The 20,353-nt window shown below is 44.4% G+C and carries 18 protein-coding genes; 10 read left to right on the top strand and 8 right to left on the bottom strand.

The window, feature by feature from the left end; all coding sequences use genetic code 11:
- Positions 1-3 precede the first annotated feature (3 nt).
- From LS482_RS10200 to LS482_RS10180, 5 genes are all read right to left on the bottom strand, one after another.
- On the bottom strand, positions 4-507 hold the full coding sequence (locus tag LS482_RS10200; protein WP_233031679.1) for a DUF2480 family protein: 504 nt from the start codon (positions 505-507) through the stop codon (positions 4-6).
- 107 nt (positions 508-614) lie between these two features.
- On the bottom strand, positions 615-944 hold the full coding sequence (locus LS482_RS10195; protein ID WP_233031678.1) for an SUF system Fe-S cluster assembly protein: 330 nt from the start codon (positions 942-944) through the stop codon (positions 615-617).
- 48 nt (positions 945-992) lie between these two features.
- Positions 993-1,415, bottom strand: a complete 423-nt coding sequence (locus LS482_RS10190; protein ID WP_233031677.1) for a SufE family protein — start codon at positions 1,413-1,415, stop codon at positions 993-995.
- A 32-nt stretch (positions 1,416-1,447) separates the two neighbouring features.
- The gene (locus LS482_RS10185; protein ID WP_233031676.1) at positions 1,448-1,906 is read right to left on the bottom strand and encodes a hypothetical protein; all 459 of its coding nucleotides are present in this window, start codon (positions 1,904-1,906) and stop codon (positions 1,448-1,450) included.
- 69 nt (positions 1,907-1,975) lie between these two features.
- Positions 1,976-3,061 (bottom strand): zinc metalloprotease, encoded by a 1,086-nt coding sequence (locus LS482_RS10180; protein WP_233031675.1) that lies wholly within the window; start codon positions 3,059-3,061, stop codon positions 1,976-1,978.
- A gap of 351 nt (positions 3,062-3,412) precedes the next feature.
- Between LS482_RS10180 and LS482_RS10175 the strand changes: the two genes are divergently transcribed.
- Positions 3,413-4,279, top strand: coding sequence for a cupin-like domain-containing protein (locus tag LS482_RS10175; RefSeq protein WP_233031816.1), 867 nt, complete (start codon positions 3,413-3,415; stop codon positions 4,277-4,279).
- A 40-nt stretch (positions 4,280-4,319) separates the two neighbouring features.
- Here LS482_RS10175 and LS482_RS10170 read toward each other — a convergent pair whose 3' ends face one another.
- The 3 genes from LS482_RS10170 to LS482_RS10160 all read right to left on the bottom strand — a co-directional run bounded on the left by LS482_RS10170 (position 4,320) and on the right by LS482_RS10160 (position 7,171).
- Positions 4,320-4,817: a regulatory protein RecX gene (locus LS482_RS10170; protein WP_233031674.1), complete on the bottom strand. Its 498-nt coding sequence runs from the start codon at positions 4,815-4,817 to the stop codon at positions 4,320-4,322.
- A 194-nt stretch (positions 4,818-5,011) separates the two neighbouring features.
- Positions 5,012-6,556: an Rne/Rng family ribonuclease gene (locus tag LS482_RS10165; protein WP_233031673.1), complete on the bottom strand. Its 1,545-nt coding sequence runs from the start codon at positions 6,554-6,556 to the stop codon at positions 5,012-5,014.
- A 324-nt stretch (positions 6,557-6,880) separates the two neighbouring features.
- Positions 6,881-7,171, bottom strand: a complete 291-nt coding sequence (locus tag LS482_RS10160) for an HU family DNA-binding protein (protein ID WP_072316194.1) — start codon at positions 7,169-7,171, stop codon at positions 6,881-6,883.
- Between the two features lie 131 nt (positions 7,172-7,302).
- On the opposite strand from LS482_RS10160, the gene mutY reads away from it, so the two are divergent.
- From mutY to LS482_RS10115, 9 genes are all read left to right on the top strand, one after another.
- On the top strand, positions 7,303-8,343 hold the full coding sequence (gene mutY / locus LS482_RS10155; RefSeq protein WP_233031672.1) for an A/G-specific adenine glycosylase: 1,041 nt from the start codon (positions 7,303-7,305) through the stop codon (positions 8,341-8,343).
- Positions 8,344-8,644: 301 nt separating this feature from the next.
- Complete coding sequence (locus LS482_RS10150; RefSeq protein ID WP_233031671.1) at positions 8,645-9,103, top strand: single-stranded DNA-binding protein; 459 nt, start codon at positions 8,645-8,647, stop codon at positions 9,101-9,103.
- Positions 9,104-9,128: 25 nt separating this feature from the next.
- Positions 9,129-10,451: a gliding motility-associated protein GldE gene (locus LS482_RS10145; protein ID WP_233031670.1), complete on the top strand. Its 1,323-nt coding sequence runs from the start codon at positions 9,129-9,131 to the stop codon at positions 10,449-10,451.
- 41 nt (positions 10,452-10,492) lie between these two features.
- Positions 10,493-11,056 carry a gliding motility lipoprotein GldD gene (gene gldD, locus LS482_RS10140; RefSeq protein ID WP_233031669.1) on the top strand — a complete coding sequence of 188 codons (564 nt, stop codon included), beginning with the start codon at positions 10,493-10,495 and terminating at the stop codon, positions 11,054-11,056.
- 114 nt (positions 11,057-11,170) lie between these two features.
- Positions 11,171-12,373 carry a glycoside hydrolase family 88 protein gene (locus LS482_RS10135; RefSeq protein WP_233031668.1) on the top strand — a complete coding sequence of 401 codons (1,203 nt, stop codon included), beginning with the start codon at positions 11,171-11,173 and terminating at the stop codon, positions 12,371-12,373.
- Positions 12,374-12,474: 101 nt separating this feature from the next.
- Positions 12,475-13,503: a LacI family DNA-binding transcriptional regulator gene (locus LS482_RS10130; RefSeq protein ID WP_233031667.1), complete on the top strand. Its 1,029-nt coding sequence runs from the start codon at positions 12,475-12,477 to the stop codon at positions 13,501-13,503.
- Between the two features lie 383 nt (positions 13,504-13,886).
- Positions 13,887-17,024: a SusC/RagA family TonB-linked outer membrane protein gene (locus tag LS482_RS10125; RefSeq protein WP_233031666.1), complete on the top strand. Its 3,138-nt coding sequence runs from the start codon at positions 13,887-13,889 to the stop codon at positions 17,022-17,024.
- Between the two features lie 18 nt (positions 17,025-17,042).
- Positions 17,043-18,683, top strand: coding sequence for a RagB/SusD family nutrient uptake outer membrane protein (locus tag LS482_RS10120; protein ID WP_233031665.1), 1,641 nt, complete (start codon positions 17,043-17,045; stop codon positions 18,681-18,683).
- Between the two features lie 77 nt (positions 18,684-18,760).
- Positions 18,761-20,341, top strand: coding sequence for a discoidin domain-containing protein (locus LS482_RS10115; protein WP_233031664.1), 1,581 nt, complete (start codon positions 18,761-18,763; stop codon positions 20,339-20,341).
- Positions 20,342-20,353 lie beyond the last annotated feature (12 nt).

Below are 20,353 nucleotides of genomic sequence, written 5' to 3'. Positions count from 1 at the left end.
ATTTTACCGTTTAAATAACGGAACGGAAGAACATGCTTCTCCGTACATCACGCTTTTTGCGAATTTCTGAAGTTCTTCGACCAGCATGATATATGCATTACGGGGCACAGGTTTGTCTGCACATCCCTTCACGATCACCGGCAGGTCTTTAAAACGGGTGAAGTCAATATTTTGCAGGGCTTCGCGGTAGACAGTGCTTTCGAGCAATTCCATATCGCCTACCACAACCTTCCTGCAAAAAGGGGTTAAATAAGTGGCTACCAGCATAAATGCCCAGGCAGGGATAATGGCATCGGAAGAACAGGTAAGCGCCACATAAGCACCCTGATAACGGCTCCAATCGTGACCTTTCAATGCCTCCCGGAAATCTTTTTCCCTGAGGATAAAGCCTTCATAAAGCCAGTCCTTAATATCCAGCAAAACCCTTTTCCCTTCGGGATAGTAGTCCCCCGGGTCTACAGTTACGAGTTTGCTCTGGGCCACGCGATTTACAATTTCTTCTGCCATTTTGGTTTTGGAGTTTTGGAGTCTTTGAGTTTTTATCCTTCAACTGTCGGCTTCAGGTTTTTTAGTCGCCTTTCTGTTGGGTATACAACCCGAAAATCCGGATTTTTTTACAATAGCCCGAGTTCCAGCTTGGCTTCTTCACTCATAAGGTCCTGGTTCCAGGGCGGATCGAAAGTAAGTTCCACTTCCACATCGTGTATGGAGTCAATGGATTTCACCTTTTCTTCTACCTCTACCGGAAGGGTTTCGGCAACCGGACAATTAGGCGTGGTTAACGTCATTAATATTTTAACGTCGTATTCTTCATTGACAAAAACATCGTAAATAAGTCCCAGTTCGTATATATCCACGGGAATCTCGGGATCGTATATCGTTTTCAGCACCTTTACGATCTTTTCGCCCAGTTCGGTAGTATTTATGGTTGTTTCTGCACTCATGTCTTCAAAATTTATTGGTTTACATTTTTCCGGCCTGTGCCGGCGCTGTCAATTCAACTGCGTCTGGTATGCTATGGCATACATTTTCAGTTGCTTCACCATATTCACCAATCCGTTGGCACGGGTTGGCGATAAGTGCTCTTTTAATCCTATCTCGTCGATAAAGCCCGTATCGGCCTCAATAATGTCTTTGGGCGCCTGGTTGGAAAAAGCCCTTATCAATATGGCAATGATGCCTTTGGTTATTATGGCATCACTGTCTGCCGTAAAACACAACTTGTCTTCCCGGAGTTCGGCGTGCACCCATACCCTGCTCTGGCATCCCTTTATAAGGTTATCATCAATCTTGTATTTTTCATCGATCAGGGGAAGGGACTTGCCGAGCTCTATCATGTATTCATAGCGCTGCATCCAGTCGTCGAACATGGAGAACTCCTCAACTATCTCTTCCTGAATCTCGTTAATCGTCATAGTGCAATTTTTATGCAAAAATACGATAAGTATTATTGCTTTTCAACAGTTTCTGCCAATCCCAGTATAGTTTTAACCAATGGCGCTATCGCTTCCGGGGGATAGCCGTGATCAAAACCGGAAGACCTGTATTCCTCCCCATCTTTGGTAACGATCAGTTCGGCGTGGGCTGCTCCGTCATAAAGCCTTTTATCGGTAGGGGCTTTTAATTCCCGTATACGGGCTATATCCGTTTTATGTAATTCAGTCAAAAGGGCTTTCCAGTCCTCATCCCCGGTCTTTACGACAATCTTGTCTGATTCGTTCCTGCTTTTTTTAACGGTGATCGCCTCCCTGGTAATGGTTACATCATAAAAAGACCCCCTGGAGAGTGCATTGTAATAAAAACGGACGTCTTCTTCCTGGGCAGTGTCCTTGCCTTTTGTTGCTACAGAACTATCGCATTCCCCGGCCGTAACGGCAAACAGTAATATGGTAAACAGTATTTTCATAATAAGTTTTACTAAAGGTATACAAAAAAGGCACCAAAAAAGGTGCCTTTAGGAATATTTTACAATTTTCTACTGTACAAAACTGTCCCTGGCACCTCCCGGGGCAAATATGGCTCTCATCCTGGTTTTTTGACCTTCGGAGAACATATACATACACGCATCGTCCACATAGTCCATATAATTCATGGTCATGTCATTGGAGCGGCAGTGTGCGGTGGGGTAAGAAGGACATCCGTAGTTGGGACGGTCGGAAGTGGGGGTATCGGCCACAAAATCGTCCCGGTTACATCTTCCGTCGCCCCAAATATGACGAAGGTTGATCCAGTGCCCCACTTCATGGGTTGCAGTCCTTCCTTTGTCAAAAGGAGCCTGGACATAGCCCTGCGAACCGAAAAACTGGGGAGATATAACCACCCCGTCGGTATCCGGGTCACCTCCCGGGAACTGTGCATATCCGAGTATGCCTCCGCCGATGTTACACACCCAGATATTCAAGTAGGTAGAAGGGTCAACTACATCCGAGCCCCCTTCCGAAGCGTGCTTCATATCATCATTTGTGCCCCATGACGTCCTGGTGGAAGATTTGCGAATAACATCTGCTAGTGTAAACTGTATATCCGAATCTGCCACAACACCTTCGAACTCGGCAGGCACCTGTGTGATGTCGTTGTTAGATGCACTGAAATCATTGTTAAGCACCTGAATTTGAGAATTAATCTGTGCATCACTGATATTCTCCTGCGAGTTGCTGTAAATTACATGTACCACTACAGGGATGGTTATGGTACCCATTCCATCGTCTACCGGATCGCTGCCCCCGTCATCTCCTCCATTCCCGTTTCCGTTACCATTACCAACACCGTCGGGCTTTTTGGATGCGATAAAAGTTCTCAACTCCTTTTCGATGTCATACATCCGTTGATAGAGTCCGGGGTCCTTGTCCAGTTGTTTTTTAAGCATCTGCATGGAATAACAACTCTTACCGCCGGCTTCCGGCCTGGAAGCAAGATTATCCTCTTCGGCATAAACATAAAAATCGCTCATGTCTATTTCCTGATTCACTTCAGCTTCCGGCGTGGTTCCCGCATCCGTATCCCGGTCACAGGATAGCATAGCCAGGCCCAGAACGGCCATGGCAAAACATACTTTTCTCATAAAAAACTTGTTTTAGTTAGTAATAAGGATTCCCAAATATATAATTTTTTAACAAAAATTAAGGTTTTTGTTAGTATTTTTTAGCAAGAATTGTCCTTGAAATTCCGTAATCCTTACCTGAGGGAGCATAGTGCTGAGTCTTGAAGCTCAGGTATATTTTTCTTTCGTAGCATCCCGGATGCATGCAGTTTCTCTCCGGAAACCAGACGGTATATTCACATAAAAAATACATAACTTCTGTTACAGTCAATCCTTGTATTTCTTACAAAACACGTTATATAACTAAGATTTTACTAAACAGTTTTGAAACAATTCTTTAACTTTGCGAGGTTTAAATTCAATGTACTTTTTATGCAACTGCAGGAGATCCCTCGTGTAAAAAACATCACAAAGGAGGACTTTTTAGCCCGGTATGTAAAGCCCCAAAAGCCTGTGGTTATCCAGGAGCTCACCAAAGAGTGGAGTGCCTATGAGAAATGGCATTTCGACTATATAGATAAAATAGCCGGAGACCGTGTGGTCCCCCTTTATGACGACCGCCCTGTCAGCCACGAAGACGGTTTTAACGAACCGCATGCCAGAATGAAAATGGGCGAATACATTAGACTTCTTGAAACAACGTCTACCAATTACAGAATATTTCTCTATAACCTGATGAAAGAAGTCCCTTCCTTACAGGAGGATTTTGAATGGCCACAAATAGGATTAAGGTTGGTAAAACAACTTCCCATGTTGTTCTTTGGCGGGGAGAACAGCCGGGTATTCATGCATTTTGACATTGATTATTCCAATATACTGCACTTTCACTTTCACGGAAAGAAACAGTGTATTATCCTTCCTCCGGATCAGTCGAAATACATGTACAAAATCCCGCATTCACTGATTTCAAGGGAAGATATCGATTTCGACAACCCGGATTACGACAAATGGCCGGCCCTAAAACACGCCAAAGGATATATTGCCAATCTGGAACATGGTGAAATGCTTTATATGCCGGAAGGTTACTGGCATTACATGAAATACCTCAGCCCGGGATTTTCTATGAGCCTCCGGGCATTTCCCAGGCAGCCCATGAACCTGGCAAAAGCGGCATACAACGTACTTATCATGCGGCATTTTGACAACTTTATGCGCAAACGCAAAGGACAGGCATGGATAGATTACAAAAACGAGCAAGCTGTTATAAGGACTCATAAAGAACTTGGTATCCCGGTATAGCCCTTAACTCAACCTACCTGCTTTATGACAGGTTTTAAACTTACCGGGTCAGTTCGTTTACCTTTTCATTGACCAGATGACTTTCCCAGCCCCTGTACAACAGGTAATCCGATAATTTTTTCCTGCCACGGTAAAGAGCTTCGGTCTTTTTTTTACCCGAAGGAAGGCTTTCCTTTATTTGCTCCCACTTTTTCTCTGCAATTTCATGGAGCGTATCCATATAATTTTCTTCGTCGATCTCCCTGAGTGCCTCCCGTATGTTGGGCGCGGAGATATCCCTCCATTCAAGTTCCCTGACAATACGCTGTTTCCCCCATTTTTTAAGGCGAAATTTTCCACGGGCAAAACTACGGGCAAAGCGTCCCTCATTTAAAAAATTATTTTCGATCAGGTGTACCAGTACAGCGTCTATGGCCAACGGGATCATGTTCATTTTTTGAAGTTTGCTCACCACTTCTTTATGGCAACGTTCCCGGTAGGCACAGAAATGCTCCAGTTTTCGCTTGGCTTCGTCAAGGGTATGGGATTGTTTGTTCATTACTGTCAAAAAACCGAATGGCAGATCAAAAATAAGAAAAAACACCGGCCTGTTTCCGGTTATTCCGGAAAAGAAAGCATCTTAACTAACAGGTCAGTACAGTATTTTGCTGAAGGTTAACCTTCGGAAGAGTGAAAACCAATAAAAAACACCTTGCCTCCTGCCTGGTAAGGCAGAAACAAGGTGTTTTGTTTTTAAGATAAAACAGTTCCTTTTTTATCTTTAAATCGGTATTCCAAGTATGTGTAAGCGTCTCTTGGTAAAATTTTTACCCATTTTTTGTGTTCTAAGAACCACTTAGAACGGATGGATGGAAATCCTTTGGTTAAATAGGCTGCAATAAACGGGTGCACATTGAGCACTATACCGTTTTTGAAGCCTTTACTCTGTATAATTTTTTCAAGATCGGCAGAGATCTTATCTATTATCACTATGGGAGCTTCTATTTCTCCGTTACCATTGGGATTCTCTTCCCTGGTTTTAATGTTCATTTCTTGTCTCACTCTCTGCCTCGTGATTTGTATAAGGCCAAATTTACTAGGGGGTAAGATCTTGTGCTTGGCCCTGTCTTCCTTCATTTCCTCTCTAAAGTGATCATAGAGCTTTCTGCGGTTTTCCTGGTTTGTCATATCTATAAAGTCGACGACAATTATACCGCCCATATCCCGCAACCTCAGTTGTCTTGCAATTTCGCTGGCTGCTATAAGGTTTACTTCCAGCGCTGTCTCTTCCTGGGACTTGGCTTTATTAGACCGGTTACCGCTGTTTACATCAATAACATGCAGGGCTTCGGTATGTTCAATAACCAAATAAGCACCCTTGCTCATGGAAACAGTTTTTCCGAAAGAAGTTTTAATTTGTCTTTCAATCCCGTATTTTTCAAATATGGGAACACGGGATTCATACAATTTCACGATAGATTCTTTTTCCGGTGCAATTTCATGCACGTAATCTTTAATTTGATAATAAAGCGTTTCATCGTCCACGTGTATTCCCGTAAACGAATCGTTAAACACATCCCTTAAAATGGATGCTGCACGATTCATTTCACTCAATACTTTGGACGGATGTCCCGCTTTGTGGATTTTTTTACACATCGCTATCCATCTAAGGTACAGGTTGTGTAAATCTTTATCCAGTTCTGCGACTTTTTTGCCTTCTGCAACGGTACGAACTATAACACCGAACCCTTTGGGTCTGATGCTTTGCACGAGCCTTTTTAACCGGTCTTTTTCTTCTTTACTCTCGATTTTCTGAGAAACCGAGATACGGTCGGAAAACGGAACCAGTACCAGATATCTTCCGGCTATGGAAAGCTCGGAACTGATCCTGGGACCTTTGGTGGAAATAGGCTCTTTTACAATTTGTACCAATATAGACTGATTGGATTTAAGCACATTGACTATGCTTCCATTCTTGTCTATATCCTGCTCAAATGGGAAGTCCTTTAATGAAAAGTCTTTTAATTTACCTGTGCTTACACGTTTTATGAATTTCAATAAAGAAGGTAATTTAGGTCCGAGATCATGATAATGCAAAAACGCATCTTTCTCGTATCCTACATTTACAAAAGCAGCATTGAGCCCGGAAACAGGTTTTCTGATCTTGGCGAGCATAATATCGCCAACAGCAAAATCACTGCTGTCCTCTTCCTTATGTAATTCAATAAGTTTTCCATCCTTTAAAAAGGCAAAATCAACGTCAGAGGAACCAGATCTCACTATTAATTCCTTATTCACTCTGAATGATTTTATGTCCACCTGCCAAATACATAAAGCCTGGCAGACGAAAGGATTAAACAATAATTTTCACAGGTTTCCCCGCCGTAATACGGCAGGTTATAAACCCGGCGAAACTTTATCTGAACAGATAAAATTTCTATTTCAATGAACGTTAATTTTTTTAAATGTAAAACGACAGAGACACACGGCCGTGTGTCTCTACCCTATTTTTTCTTTTTATGTCGGTTAGCCCTGGCTCTTTTCTTGCGTTTATGCGTAGCTACCTTATGTCTTTTTCTTTTTTTACCACTCGGCATAGTCTGTAAAATTAGATTAATATTGTTATTTAACTTCCACGTTGGTCTTTACTCCCTCAACAAAAACTTTTGCAGGCTTAAACGCGGGGATGTTGTGAGCGGGGATCTTTATGGTAGTGTTCTTGGAGATATTTCTACCTGTTTTTTCAGCCCTTGTTTTGATAATAAAGCTTCCAAAACCCCGTAAATATACATTGTCTCCGCTTTCCAATGAATTTTTCACCTCGTCCATGAAAGATTCTACTGTGGCCTGTACATCTCCTTTTTCCATGCCAAGTTTTTCTGAAATCTTAGCTACGATGTCTGCTTTCGTCATTTTTATTATGTTTTATTAACTATATTAATTTTAGGGGATGCAAATATATAAATTAATTACTCAAAATTTAAACCCTAATTAATTAAAATTTAACCATATAAACTTTATACTTTTGATTTTTATTCGAAAACATGACTTTTTCAGAGACAATCAAAGGCTGGTACCATCGAAACAAACGCGAACTTCCGTGGCGCAGGACCACAGCCCCATACAAGATATGGCTGTCGGAGATCATGCTGCAACAAACCCGTGTAGACCAGGGATTGCCCTACTATCTGAAGTTCGAAAAAGCCTATCCCACCGTTTTTGATCTTGCCAATGCCCCGGAGGAAGAGGTCCTGAAACTTTGGCAGGGATTGGGCTATTATTCCAGGGCCCGGAACCTGCACCACACGGCAAAATATATCGCTTTCGAACGAAACGGGCAGTTCCCGTCGTCTTACAAAGAGCTCCTGAAGCTAAAAGGAGTGGGAGATTATACGGCCAGTGCCATAGCTTCCATATCTTTTAACGAAGCCGCTCCCGTAGTGGACGGTAATGTATACAGGGTGCTTTCGCGCTTTTTCGGTGTCGACATTCCCATCAACTCCACAAAGGGCATTAAGTATTTCAAGCAACTTGCCGGTGAGCTCATAGACAGGGACGATCCTGCCGTTTTCAACCAGGGTATCATGGAGTTCGGAGCCATACAATGCAAGCCGAAATCACCGAACTGCTCCGTATGCCCGCTAAATTCCGGATGTGTAGCCCTGAGGGACAACCTCGTGGATCAACTGCCGGTAAAAACCAAGAAGGCAAAGCTGAAACACCGTTATTTCAACTACCTCATTATTCACAATGAACGCGAGACGCTGCTTTTCAGGAGAACAAAAAAAGACATATGGCAGCACCTGTATGAATTCCCTTTGATAGAATCGGACCAGGCCCTGGAAAGAGACGATATTATCCGGGACCCGGAATTTCAAAAGCACATCGGAGAGAACAATTACTTCAAACTGTCCCGTTACAATCAGAAATCCATTGTTCACAAACTATCGCACCAACACATACATACCACCTTCTGGAGCGTGTACCTGGAAAACGATATCCGGGGAGGAATCGATAAATCCGAAGTAAAAACATATCCTGTCCCCGTTTTAATTGCTAATTTTGTACGGGAATATGAATTTTGACCCTTTTACAAGGCAAAACAGCTAATTTTTAGTATTTTTGAGTTTAGTACATGACGATATTTGTTTTTGTAAGTTGTTGAGAGACCGGTTTTACCCTGATCGATATATCAAAATATTGATTGAAGATTGATTCCGACTGCGTCGGAAGGCTGAAAGAGATTGCCCCCTTATTAAAAATCAATCTCCCGACATCGTCGGGATTCAATCTTTTCAATCTCATTCAATCTCCGGCAACTCCGAAAGAACTAAAATAAATGTTGTCATATACGAGAATTTATCACGTAAACAGAATAAGATCAATATGAGTGGAACACTGAACAAAGTAATGCTGATCGGGCATTTGGGAGATGATGTGAAAATGCATTATTTTGAAGGCGGAAATTCCCTGGGAAGATTCCCCCTGGCCACAAATGAAACCTATGTAAACAGGCAAACGGGAGAACGGGTAACCAATACCGAATGGCACAATATCGTGGTTCGGAACAAAGCCGCCGAAGTCTGTGAAAAATACCTGAGCAAAGGAGACAAGATATATGTTGAAGGACGTATAAAAACAAGGCAATGGCAGGGAGAAGACGGCAACACCAGGTATTCTACGGAAATACAGGTAACAGATTTTACCTTCCTGTCTACCCGAAAAGACAACAGTGAAAACAATTTCTCCCAGGCAAGCTCTTCCCCATCGGCTGAAAACACATCTGCAAAAAAAGATCCCGCTCCTCCGCAGGACACAGGAGAAGATGACGATTTACCGTTTTAAGGAAGTTTAACCAAATTCGCAGCGATTGGACCCTGAACCCTCGAGTTTTTTAATATTTCTTTCCGACATAGAAGGCGTAAGTATTTTTAAAATCGTCATACTTATACTGTTACTCATCTGCTCCGCACTGATATCGGGAGCAGAAGTAGCTTTCTTTTCTCTCTCACAGACCGATCTCAACGAGGAAAGCGCTTCAAAAACCAGCAGGGGCGAACTGATTGTAAAGCTGCTTCACAGGCCCAAAAAACTGCTGGCCACCATATTGATAGCCAATAACTTTATCAATATAGCTGTTGTATTGATATTCAGTTCACTGGGCAGTTCGTTTTTCGGGGACATCAACCATAAAATACTAGGACTTATAGACGTGAGATTCCTTATTGAAGTGGTAGCTGCCACCGCACTGATCCTCCTTTTCGGTGAAATCCTTCCCAAGATATATGCGAGCAGGAACCGGATAAAATTCGTACACTTCATGGCATACCCGCTTCTTGTCCTGGACAAAATCCTCTCGCCGCTGAGTATTCCCATGAAAGCCTCGACTTCCTATCTCCAGGACAAACTCGGAAGACAAAAAAGCAACCTGTCCGTAGATCAATTATCGCACGCCCTTGAACTCACCTCGGAGGAAGACACCACCAGGGAAGAACAAAAGATACTCGAAGGCATTGTCTCTTTCGGCAATACCGATACCAAACAGGTGATGTGCCCCCGGATTGATATTTTTGCACTCGGCGAGGATATGAAATTCCCCGAGGTAATCCGTGAAATCATAAAAAACGGATATTCCAGGATTCCGGTGTTCAAAGATAATGTAGACAACATTACCGGTGTCCTGTATGTAAAGGACCTCCTTCCCCATATCGATAAAAAAACCCTGAACTGGGCCAAACTTAAAAGGGAAGCCTACTTTGTGCCCGAAAACAAGAAACTGGACGACCTTCTCAAGGAATTCCAGGAAATGAAAATGCACCTGGCCATTGTGGTAGATGAATACGGCGGTACTTCCGGCCTGGTTACCCTCGAAGATATCATAGAGGAGATCGTGGGCGATATCAGTGATGAATTTGACGATGAAGACCTCATCTTCTCCAAACTTGATGAGAACAACTATGTCTTTGAAGGTAAAACCGCCCTGAAGGACTTTTACCGCGTGCTTCGCCTCGAAAATGAAGAAATATTCGAGGAGAATAAGGGAGAATCAGAGACCATCGCAGGGTTTGTACTCGAAATCGCAGGAAAATTTCCCCGGGTAAGGGAAAAAATAAACTTCCACGATTTTACGTTTGTTATAGAAGCCCTGGATGAAAAACGCATCAAGCAGATCAAGGTTACCATTAACAATTAGGAGGTTACGAAATTCCATACCCGCCGGAAAAAAAGACCAGAGTGAAAAACAAAATCCGTTTTACATACATCAGCCTCACACTATTACTACTCATCTCCTGTGGCAAGGACCACGTGCCCAAACCCAAAGCCGTGTTGCGGCTGGAATATCCGGAAGCCCGCTACAGGCCACTGGAGACAAACTGCCCTTTCCGGTTCGAAAAAAATACCAGGGCTGTGATCGAGGAGAAGCGTAATTGCCGTCTCAATATCAAATACCCGGACATGAAAGCTACTGTGTTCCTCACCTATAAACCCGTAGACAACAACCTCCGGTCGTTGCTTATCGATGCTGAAAAACTCACTTACGACCACGTTATCAAGGCCGATGAGATCGGGGTGGGCGGACAGTTTGAAAACAAACAGGAGCATGTATATGGCCGCTTGTATGAAGTTGCGGGCAATGCCGCATCACAGGCACAGTTTTACGTAACAGACAGTACTTCCCATTTCCTGACCGGGTCGCTTTACTTCTATACCAAACCGAATTACGACTCCATACTGCCGGCCGCAGATTACATCAGTAAAGATATCCGCAGACTGATGGAATCTTTCCAATGGAAATAAAAAAATAATACAATCGATTGTTTTTAATAAAAATACATATATTTGCGTGTGTTCGATAACAAAAAAGTGTTTATGATTGACACAATATTCAACTAACCCAAAACACGGCATATTATGAAACCCAGGTTTGCACTTCTTTTTATAATGATTATGATCTGGATGGGCTGCACCGAAAAGCCCACCAAAACACCTCAAACCACCCTGGATGTCACCCAGGCCCATTACGATTCCCTCTATGCAGCCATCGCACCACTGAAAAACGGTAAAAAAATGATGCCCCGCACCACCCGTAACGGAAAACTCGTTACCGTAGGCATTTACGACTGGACCAGCGGTTTTTTCCCGGCTTCTTTATGGAATTTATACGGGCTCACCAAAAAGAAAAAATGGAAAGACCGCGCTGTGGAATACACTGAAAAACTCGATTCCATTCAATATTGGGAAGGAAACCACGATGTCGGTTTCATTATGGAATGTACTTACGGAAATGCATTAAAATACACGGATTCGCCCGTATATGACTCGGTAATTGTACAGACCGCGAGATCGCTCTCTACCAGGTTCAGGCCACAAGCCGGGGTACTCCAGTCCTGGGACTGGAGCAAGAAGTGGGATTGCCCCGTTATCATAGACAATATGATGAACCTCGAGCTGCTTTTTCATGCCACCAGAATCTCGGGAGATTCAACTTATTACAATATTGCGGTCTCCCATGCCGATACTACACTGAAAAATCACTATCGCGAAGATAACAGTTCCTATCATGTTCTGGACTACGACACGGAAACAGGTAAAGTACTGCAAAAGAACACCCATCAGGGGCTCAGTGACAATTCTGCCTGGGCACGTGGACAGGCCTGGGGACTTTACGGTTTTACCATGTGTTACCGGGAGACCGGGGATTCCAGATACCTGGAACACGCACAAAAAATAGCCGATTTCATCCAAAATCATCCGAACCTGCCGAAAGATAAAATCCCGTACTGGGATTATGATGCCCCGGCTTCCGAAAATACGCCAAGGGATGCCTCCGCAGCAGCCATAGCAGCATCCGCACTCTATGAACTCAGTACCTTTACCGAAAACGAAAAAGCACAAATACACCGGAACTTTGCCGATCAAATCGTAACGAGCCTCAGTTCTCCGGCATATTTTGCCGCATTAGGGGACAACGCCGATTTTCTCCTGATGCACTCCGTAGGAAGCAAGCCCCACGACGTGGAAGTCGATGTCCCACTGAATTATGCAGACTATTACTTCCTGGAAGCCCTGCTCCGGAAAAAGGAAACTGATGGAAGTGAAAAGGACAAACACTGACCTGTTCGGAATCGCAGGCATATACAAGAATTTATGTGCAATTCCCTTTCCCAATTACAAGATGGTAGTAAATTTACATCACAGACCATTAAATTACACCTATGAAAAAAGGGAACCCAACCATACATGAAATAGCCAGGGCCCTGAATATTAACAGTTCAACTGTATCAAGGGCCCTGAACAACAGCAGCAGGGTAACTCAGAAAACCAAGGAAAAAGTATGGGCCAAGGCCAGGGAGCTCGGTTATCAGCGCAATCTTCTGGCCTCGAACCTGCGCAGGAGCCGGAGCAATACCATAGGCGTGGTAATCCCCAGGATATCACGGCACTTCTTCTCTTCCACTATTGCAGGAATAGAAGAGGCTGCTTTTGCAGCAGGGTTCAATGTCATTATATGTCAGTCCCTGGAAAAACTGGATCGTGAAAAAAGCATCGTCAAAAACCTGATCGCAAACCGCGTTGACGGTATTCTTATCTCCGTTTCAATGGAAACCACCGACAGCAAACATCTTGAATATTTTCGGGACAACGGAACTCCCCTCGTTTTTTTCGACCGTCATTGCGAAGACATGCCAGACGCCAGCAAGGTGCTTATAGACGACCGTCAGGCTGCTTATGATGCAGTAGAACATCTCATTGCCAGGGGATGCAAAAAAATAGCCCACTTCTCGGGGCCTCAGGAACTCGAAATTTATAAAAACCGCCTCAAAGGATACAGGCAGGCCCTTAAAGATCACCAGATCCCATACAGCAGTAAACTTGTCTTTCCCTCAAGACTTATGGAGGCAGACGGATATGATTCCGCCCGGAAACTCCTGAAAAACAATGCCGATATTGACGGTATTTTCTCCGCCAATGATGTATCGGCCATCGGTGCTGTAAAATACCTGAAGAAACAAGGAAAACGCATACCGGAGGATATTGCCATAGTAGGATTCAGCAACGAACCTATTTCAGAAGTTATCGAACCCTCACTCACTACGGTAGATCAATCGGGATTTGAAATCGGAAAAATAGCCTGTGACCTGCTTGTAAACAATATCAGGAACGAAGCCGATGCCAAAGTGCTCAACAAGGCCATTGTATTAAAAACCACCCTGATCGAACGCGGTTCCACACAAAGGAACTGACCAACACTAAACCTGATTTCACCTTTTTTATACGTTAAAACCCTAAATAAAAACAATCGATTGTATTTTTTCAGGCAATTTCTTGTTTTTTAGATTTCATTATTATACATTAGCCACTCTTTTAAGATTAATATTGTATAATCCATAAAATTTAAAGCCTAAAACATCAACAGCGTCGTATTTTAAATTAAAATGTGCTCGAACCCAAAAAATAAAATAACAGGTGTGCTCGTACAACCGATTGTATTTACATCCCCGGCTTATTAGCACTAAGTATATATAAGGACATATTTTATCCGATTAGCTGATCCAGTGATCTTTTAATATGTGCTCGTTAACATTAATATGGTTCATTCAAATACTAACTCAAAACTGATCAAAACATGGAACACTTTCACAGAAAACGGCGCAGTAACCTGTGTCTTATTATCCTCGCATGCTGCTTTTCGGCCGCATATGCGCAGACCACAGTAAAAGGTACCGTCACCTCAGAGGGCGACGGGCAACCCTTACCCGGAGTAACCGTTGTGGTTAAAAACACTTCTACCGGGACAGCTACAGATTTTGACGGCAACTATGAGGTTTCCGTTCCCGGAGATAATGCAACATTGGTATTCAGCTATATGGGGTTTGTTACCCGGGAAGTACCGGTCAACGGACAAACCATTTTAAATGCAAGCCTTAAAGAAGACGTTTCCAAACTTGAAGAAGTTGTCGTTGTGGGCTACGGAACACAGAAAAAGGCTTCCATGACCTCGGCAGTATCCACAATTACATCAAAATCCATTGAAAACAGGCCTGTGACCAATGCCATCAACGCGTTACAGGGTACGGCTCCCGGGCTTAATATTACCCGGACATCCGGACAGCCCGGCGATGAAAACCTCAGCATACAAATAAGAGGAGTATCCTCGGCAAACGGTTCGGTTGACCCGCTTCTGGTACTCGACGGGGTTTCAATGCCTTCACTCGCACCTTTGCAAAGACTTAATCCCGACGACATAGAATCGGTCACCGTACTAAAAGATGCCGCTGCTGCAGCCATCTACGGAGCACGGGCTGCCGGAGGTGTTATCCTCGTAAACACCAAAATAGGTAAAGAAGGGAAGATGGTAGTGGACTATGACGGCAGGATGACCGTACAATGGGCCCTGAATGTTCCGGAAAGACTTTCATTACTGGAAGAAGCGGAATATTCCAATCTGGCCAGGGCCAATGCCGGCGTAGGTCTGGAATACAGCGAATTCGACCTGGAAAACATCAGGAACGGAATCGAATTCGTGACAGACCCCAATAATCCCAATAAATACAGGACCTACAACCAGCAAAGTATCAGGGACCAGATTTTGAGGGACCAGTATTTTATGCAGTCTCATAACCTCAATGTCAGTGGTGGATCGGAAAAGATCAGGTACCTTTTTTCGGCAGGCTACCTGGATCAGGAAGGGATTTTTAAAGTAGGCCCCGACGGGTACAAGAGATGGAACCTGCGTTCCAACGTAAATGCGGAAATCACAAAGCACCTCAACTTTGACACAAAATTAAGCTATTCTGTAGAAGGCAAGGACAGGCCGGCAATAGGCGTCAGCGGATACGGATTGTTACAACAAGTGTACCAGGCCAGGTTGCGTTTCCCCATTCACACTCCTGATGGAAAACTTTTCGGCGGGGCCGGTACTTCCGGAAATAACACCTATGCCTACTTAAAGGAAGGTGGATATCAGGACGACAATTATGACGAGTTAAACGGTATATTCACACTCACCGCAAAAGATTTTATCAAAGGATTACAGCTCAAAACCATATACGGAAGACAGGTAGACCGGAAAGACTATACACAATTCAGGCGTACTGTTGAATTATGGGATCTGGACGATTCCCAGCCCACCTATTACCTCAACAGGCCCAACAATTATTACAGGTACACCAGGACGAGAACCACAGATAACTTCCAGTTCCTCGTTGATTATGACCTGACCCTGGCAGAAAAACATAAATTTCACGTGCTGGCAGGATATCAGTGGGAAAGTTACCGGTCATCCTCCTTTAATGCATCCGTTAGCAGCCTGGTAAGTAATGATCTGCCAACACTGGAACTTGCAGAACAAGGATCTGAGACCGTGGGAGAAGGATTAATTGAATTTGCCAACCAGTCCATACTCGGCCGTTTCAATTATAGTTTTGACGATAAATACCTCCTTGAGGCCACCATCAGGTCGGATGAAAGCTCCAGGCTGGCACCCGGGGAAAGAACAAAGTGGTTCTATTCCGCATCCGCCGGTTGGAACATGCACAAAGAAGGATGGTTTGAAAGTGCATTGCCTTTTATCTCTCAATTCAAGCCCAGGTTTTCATGGGGGCAGTTAGGGAATGCAAACGCTGATATCATTGGTTATTATGATTATCTGCCTCTTATCAGTAGTGGAAATAATTTGGTTATGGGCGAATCGGAAGACAGGACCACCTACTTCTACCAGGGCTCTTTACCTTCGTCATCCCTGGGATGGGAAACCATAGAAACAACCGATTTCGGTTTTGATTTCGGAATATTGCGAAACAAGATCACAGGAAGTTTTGATTATTATACCAAAACAAACAACAATATGCTGGTGCAGATAAGACGCCCGGCAACCCTTGGAATAGCCCCGCCGAGAACAAACGCAGGAGAGCTCAAAAGCTGGGGTTGGGAAGCCGCCGTGACCTACAGGGACCAGATAGGAGACGATTTTAACTTCAGTATCGGAGTTAACGTGTCTGACAATCAAAACGAACTTATAGAATACGGGGAAGGATACAACCTGGTAGGAGAAGGCGTTAACGGCAAAATAACAGGCCATGAACTGAACACCATCTGGGGCTATGAAACCGTACCCGGGTACATAGAAACCCAGGAACAACTGGATGCCGCACCATTTTATAACAACAGAACGGGAATAGGAGATATAGCATATGTAGATCAGAACGGTGACGGAAAAATCAATCCCGGGGGAGGAACCGTAGAAGATCACGGAGACCTCGTGGCCCTCGGCAGTACCCAGCAAAGATATCTTTACGGTATAACAGCCAATGCCAACTGGAAAAATATAGACTTCAGCATATTTTTACAGGGCGTGGGCAAAAGGAATATCATCCCCTCCAGATATGTTTCCCAGCCATTGCGGTATTCATGGATACAACCCATGGCGATCCACGCCGATTATTACACCCCGGACAATCCCGATGCCGCTTTCCCGAGACCGTATATCGGAGGCGATCAAAATTTCGTTCCGTCTGACCGATGGGTACTAAATGCAGCCTATTTAAGGATCAAAAATATTCAGTTCGGATACTCCATTCCGCAGAAATACCTCGAAAAAATGGCACTTTCCAATGTAAGGCTTTATTGTTCGGCAGAAAATATAGCCACATTTACAAAGCTGGGTGTGTTCGACGGTGTCCTGGACCCGGAACAGAAGAACAGGGTTCATGCCGATTACCCCTTAACAGGTTCAATCGCTTTTGGAGTTAACATATCTTTTTAATGGTTTAAAAGCACAGTTATGACAATAAATAATAAAATAAGAACAATATGGGCGGGTATAGTGCTTGTACTTATAACCTCCTGTGAAGTAGATCGCATTCCGGAAACAGCAATTACCGATCCGGCTTTTTGGAACAACGAAGGTGACCTTAAAGGGGCAACTAACGTTTTGTATCACCAATTACCCGGGCTGCCCGATACACAAGACACATGGTCTGATGATGCCTACGGAACAAGCCCCAACTCTATCAGTGACGGCAGCAGGTTAACCCCTTCCTCCGATAGCTATTACGGCGATCAATATACCGGAATAAGGAGGGCCAACAACATCATGGAAAAATCGCAAAAGGTCTTAGATGCCGGCGTGGAAGCCAACATTGTGGATTTATATGTGGCCGAAGCCCGGTTCTTCAGGGCCTGGAACTACTTTAACCTGCTCAAACGCTACGGAGGGGTTCCTTTGATCTTAAAGACACTGGATGAAAATGCCCCTGAATTACAGGACCCCAGGGCATCGCGCGAGGAAATATTAACAGCAATCTATGAAGACCTGGATTTTGCCGCTTCCAGACTAAGATCACCCGGTGAGCAAAGTTCGGAAGAATACGGACGGGTGACTTCCACCGCAGCACTGGCCTTTAAGTCGAGAATAGCTTTATTTGAAGGCACCAGGGCCAAATTTCACAACTACGGAGATGCCCGGAAACACCTGGCTATCGCTCAACAGGCAGCCAAAGCCGTAATAGAATCCGGAGAACATGAACTGTTCCCCGAATATTTCGATCTCTTTCAATATGAGGGAGAAGGCCCGGAAAATAAAGAGAACATACTGGTACGCCAGTACGGGCAAAGTATAGAAGAGTCCATCAGTTATCACAATGCGCAAAGGTACCTGGAAACAGGTGCGGCAAATCCCACCAAAGCCCTGGCCGATTCCTATTTAATGGAAGACGGACTCCCCATAAACAAATCTCCTATGTATGAAGAGCCCGCCACAACCGTTGAGGTTTTTAAAGACCGGGACCCCAGAATGCGCGCCACCTTCTTCAAGAGGGGAGATGAATATATAGGTACCAACCCGGTATTTAACGTTCCGGACCTTAATTTTCAACGCACCGGGTTTGCCAACAGGAGGTATGCCAAACTGGATGACTGGCAGGTTTCAAGGTCCTATATCGACAGAGCTGTTATAAGGTATGCCGAAGTATTACTCAATTATGCCGAAGCCACCTACGAACTGGAAAACGAGATAAGTGACAGCGATCTGGACATGTCAATAAACAAACTCAGGGCAAGACCCAGCGTAAACCTCCCGGCCTTGACCAATGCCTTTGTTACTGCAAACGGACTGGACATACGCGAAGAGATACGCAGGGAAAGAAGGGTTGAACTGGCACTGGAAGGCTTCAGGTACTGGGACCTTATACGATGGAAAACGGCAGAAACCGAACTTCCAAAACCCGTATTGGGGAACAAGGTATTTGACGATTTCAATTTGAGCGAAGAAGAAATGAGCAGTATCAATTTTGATGAGAATGGCAATATCCTGCTACAGGACGCCGGTTTAAGGGAATTCGACCCGTCAAAGGACTACCTGTTCCCCTTACCGACAGATCAGCTGGGATTAAACCCCAACCTCGAACAAAACCCCGGATGGTAAAAAACATATAGACCATGCTGCCTCCGGGTAGCATGGTTTATCCCTATAAAACCAACAAAACCCATAAAATGAAAACCATGAAAAAAAAGTTAATCGCGCTGTCTTTTATTGCAGCGGCCTTTGCAGGCTGCTCCAAAGACCAGTTCAATGCTTCCGAAGCCGAACTCACTTCCGATAACCTGACTACCGGTCGGCCGACATTTGATAACGAGTTCAGTACACAACCCTACAAGCTCAACGTCATTTATTTTTTGCCTCAGGATGTAGAACCTTTTGCCGATTTTAAACGTCGTATCAGTACCTTACTGCTGCAGACCCAAGATTTTTTTGCCGAAAACCTGGAAAGGGAAGGTTTCGGACGGACGTCCTTCGGCCTGGCCCTTTTGACAGAAAACCTGTTAAATATAGATACCGTCAGGGGAGAATACGGCCAGGATTATTATTCGTATTCCGGCGGTGGATCCAGGATAATCTCGGAAATAGAACAATACTTTGCCGGAAACAAGCACCGTAAAAAAAGTGAACATACGCTGGTTATCGTTCCTTCGCGTTCCGGCGATCCGTTAAACCCGGGAGGAGTGCCTTTCTACGGACTGGGCAAATATTGCTTTGCTCTGGATTATCCGTATATGGATGTTAAGTATCTGGGACAGGACGACGCATACGGAAACCTCGCCACCAAATGGATCGGAGGGTTAATACACGAATTGGGACACGGCCTCAACGCTCCGCACAACAAGGAAAGAAAAAGCGAACAGCCTACATTGGGAACCGCCTTAATGGGGAGCGGAAACCACACCTACGGCAAATCGCCCACATTTATTACTGCAGCTTCGGCAGCGACATTTGCCAACTCACAAACATTCAGTAAAGTGGAAAGACCGGACTGGTACGGCGCCGTAGATCACGACCTGGAAAAACTGGATGCAAGATTTGAAAACGGCAACATCATCATCGATGGCCGGTTTACCAGCAATTATGCCGTAACCGATATCAATTTCTATCACGACCCGGCTCCATCCGGAGGAAATAAGGATTACGATGCTCCCACCTGGACGGTGAAACCAGACGGAGACACTTTTCATGTGGAATCTCCCCTTTCCGACTTTTACAAATCGGAAGGCGATTATCAACTGAGGATCCGTTTTTATCACGAAAACGGCAGCTGGAAAACATATTCTTTCCAGTATGAGTTTATAAACGGAATCCCGCAACTGGACGATATTGTTATTAAAGAACTACTCAGCAGGGACGGCTGGAACATTATCGATGCCGACAGTGAAGAAGACACCGGTGCTGCCGGCAAAATGTTAGACGGAGATCAGTCTACCATATGGCATACGGAGTGGAAGCAGACCCTGCCCGACCACCCGCATCATTTCGTTCTGGACATGGGAGCACCAACTACCGTTACCGGATTTGCTTTCTTAAACAGGTCCAATCTCAACGGTGCCATTAAGGATTGTGAAGTTTTTACAAGTAATGACAATGTAAACTGGACCAGCCAGGGAACCTATACTTTAAAAAAACAAACCAGCTGGCAGTACATCGAGCTCCCTTCAACGGAATCGGTAAGATATATGAAGCTTGTTACTGCCAATGGCTACGGAGGCTTTAGGTATACGCATCTGGCAGAAATAGGGGCCTATACGGATTAGCAGGGAACAAAC

Source organism: Sinomicrobium kalidii (assembly GCF_021183825.1).
Taxonomy (GTDB): domain Bacteria; phylum Bacteroidota; class Bacteroidia; order Flavobacteriales; family Flavobacteriaceae; genus Sinomicrobium; species Sinomicrobium kalidii.
This window is presented reverse-complemented; position numbering and strand designations above follow the sequence as displayed.